The organism is Rhodococcus sp. NPDC078407, assembly GCF_044542515.1.
Taxonomy (GTDB): domain Bacteria; phylum Actinomycetota; class Actinomycetes; order Mycobacteriales; family Mycobacteriaceae; genus Rhodococcoides.
Window position 1 is genome coordinate 1 of the sequence record NZ_JBITUQ010000034.1, and the last position, 2,906, is coordinate 2,906.

The following is a 2,906-nucleotide window of genomic DNA, read 5'->3' on the forward strand; positions in this document are numbered from 1 at the left end:
TTCGATGATCGAGCAGATGCGCGAGGTCACCGACCGCTCGCAGAAAGCCACCCGCAGAGCCCGGCGCAACCGTGCCCGCCGCACGCATCTCACCGATGCCGCGTCTGCACCGGCCGCGGCGATCCACCCGCCGGTGGAGCCTCAAACGGACGGCGGCACCGTAGTGCCAGTCTTCAGCGACATCGAGGAATGGTGAGCCGATGACCGCATCGACAGGAAGCAGCGAAGCCACCGAGTCGTCCAGCGAGGATTTGGGGCACCTGCGGGAGTCCGTTCGACCGCTCACCGCACTCGACGACGCGGACCGGATCCGGGTGATTCGGTCGGAGAGGTGGATCGGGTATCCGCAGGCCCGTGCAGTCATCGACCATCTGGAGACGTTGCTGTCGTGGCCGGACCGACAGCGTATGCCGAACCTACTGTTGCTCGGTCCGACGAACAACGGCAAGTCGATGATCATCGAAAAGTTCCGGCGCACTCATCCGCCGATCAGCTTGTCCGACCGCGAGCATATAACGGTGTTGTGCATGCAGATGCCCCCGGACCCGTCACCCGGCCGGTTCTACCTCGCACTGCTCACAGCGTTGGGAACACCGACCCGACCACGCAATCGGGTCCATGAACTCGAACAGCAAGCATTGATGCTGCTCCGCGCCACCTGCGTACGGATGTTGATCATCGACGAGCTCCACAATGTTCTCGCCGGCCGCGACAACGTCCGCCGCGAATTTCTGAATGTGCTGCGTTTCCTGGGCAACGAACTACGCATTCCTCTCGTCGGTGTCGGAACCCGCGACGCCTACCTCGCCATTCGGACCGATCCCCAGCTGGAGAACCGATTCCACCCCATGACTTTGCCGGTCTGGACCAACACTGCCGACACCCGATCATTGCTGGCCAGCTTCACCACGAGCTTCCCCCTCCGCACACCCTCGCACCTGACATCACCGGAGATGACCGACTACCTCCTCACTCGCTCCGAGGGCACTATCGGTGAACTGACAACGCTGCTCACAGCCGCAGCAGTGACCGCCGTCGACAGCGGAGAGGAAGCGATCACCTCATCGGTGCTCACGCGCACTCCGTACCTCGGTCCCACCGAGCGACGCCGCCAGTTCGAGCGCCACCTCGCATGAACGCGCGGCTCGCGGCGATGCCCGATGATGCGTACGTTCGCCCGTGGCCGCTGCACCCGCCGCCACTGCCAGGTGAGGCCCTCTCGTCCTGGTTGGCCCGGATATGCGAGCTGTATCCGCACATCAGGCCCTCTGACCTGCTTGCAGACCTCGAAATCGATTGTGCTGTCGGGGATCTCGACCGCTACACACCGGAGCCGATACTTGTCGAGCTGGCCGGTCGCGGCGCAGTCCCGGTAGAGAGGGTGCGGATGATGACGTTGGCGGGGTGGACACCGTGGCTGCTCGACAGCACCGACCCCGCCGACTGCGACTTCGACACCTACGTCCACCAGTTCTCGATCCTGCTACCGGCCGACCTCGCGAGGGAGGATCGACGACGCCGCACACCCACGCACGACGCTTGGTTGCCGTGGGCGAGCACTCCGCGCAGTCGGGCATGCCCGGCATGTATCGACAGCCTCGAATCCACTGCTGATATCAACATGACTCTGCTGCATCAATATCCGGTGCTGAGCAGCTGCCTCGACCACCGTTGTCGACTCGAACCCTGCTCTGCTTTCCCTGGTCATGCAATCTTCTGGGACCAAGTCCGGTTCGGTTCGGACGAACGGGTCTCGCCCGTTCCGGTTCCCTCAGCGGTCACGGACCTCGATCGGCGCACCACCGAGGCTCTGACGACGGGATGGGTGGAACTCGGCCTAGGCCGAGTGCACGCCGCAGTCTGGTTCCGACTGCTGCGCACCGTCGCCGACGAAGTGTCCACACCACTGGTTCGCACCGGACGGTGGGCGACAAGACTCGTTGCGATCTGGAAGGCCGCCGGTCGTTCTCGCCCGCTCCGGACCGCGTGGGTTCCGTTCGAGGACCTGCACTGGGACGAGCAGGCGACAGTCCTCGAGGCCGCAGCGATCGGCATTGCGATGGTCGAAAGCGGTGAGATCGACGCCGGCGGTGCGCACGCATCTCTGCTGAGCCCACGTCCCTATGAGCCGGTCGATCCCGGGACAGCTCCGATGCGCTCGTCTTATCCCGCACCCGAGCGCGATTTATGGGCTGACGCGCACGCTGCGGCCGAGGCCGCCATCGCGGCTGCGCGCGTCGATGCCGCATCCGCCAGTTCGTTGTACAACTTCCTGCGCTGGGGGTGCCGCACCGCAGCGGAGTTGGATGAGACGGTGCAACTGTTCCTCGACCACGGGATCCCGCTGCAACATCCGCCGACATAGCTATCGCCCGATGGGGCGGGGTCGTCCGCGATGCACGCGCGGCGACAGCCGAGAAGCCCGTTCTCGCGTCGGGGTCATAGTCACCAACGGTTTTTGTGCGGTGACCGACGAGAATTTTCCTTCCCGCAGCATCTTCGACGAAACGCCAGCTGAGCGTCTTTTCGGTTCGCGAACTGTGTCGGGGGCTCCGTTACAGTTCCCGTCATGAGAGAACCGTTGGGTGTGACCGCGGACGCGGATGCGCTTTCGATCGTTCTCAGCGGCGGCTCGGCACCGCTTCCCGAGTTGTCGGTTGACGTTGCAGCCCGGATCGAACGTTCGATGGCATCGGCTCGGTCGGCCGGAACCCGCCGCGCCTATGCATCGGCGTGGCGACGATTCGAGACTTGGTGCACCCTGCACGGACATCAGGTGATGCCGGCGCATCCGGCGACCGTGGCCGCTTACCTCGTCGGAGCGGCCGACACACTCACAGTCGAGGGAACGCGGGCATATGCACCGTCGACGTTCGGTAAGTGGGTTGCTGCGATCGCCGACCGTC

At 64.6% G+C, this 2,906-nt stretch carries 2 protein-coding genes and 2 pseudogenes; all 4 read left to right on the forward strand.

Going from position 1 to position 2,906, the window contains the following annotated elements:
- Positions 1 to 196, forward strand: a pseudogene (locus tag ACIGGF_RS23545) (transposase); the annotation flags it as partial.
- A 4-nt stretch (positions 197 to 200) separates the two neighbouring features.
- A complete protein-coding gene (locus ACIGGF_RS23550; protein WP_397523526.1) occupies positions 201 to 1,136 on the forward strand; it encodes a TniB family NTP-binding protein in 936 nt (311 codons plus the stop codon).
- Entirely contained in the window at positions 1,133 to 2,365 is a 1,233-nt protein-coding gene (locus ACIGGF_RS23555) for a TniQ family protein (protein ID WP_397523527.1), read from the forward strand. The genes ACIGGF_RS23550 and ACIGGF_RS23555 overlap by 4 nt, the downstream gene beginning before the upstream one ends.
- 204 nt (positions 2,366 to 2,569) lie before the next feature.
- Positions 2,570 to 2,906, forward strand: a pseudogene (locus ACIGGF_RS23560) (integrase); the annotation flags it as partial.

Bases quoted from the DNA above. Each gene is read 5' to 3' on its own strand.
- ACIGGF_RS23550 (WP_397523526.1), top strand. From the start codon at position 201: ATGACCGCATCGACAGGAAGCAGCGAAGCCACCGAGTCGTCCAGCGAG.
- ACIGGF_RS23555 (WP_397523527.1), top strand. From the start codon at position 1,133: ATGAACGCGCGGCTCGCGGCGATGCCCGATGATGCGTACGTTCGCCCG.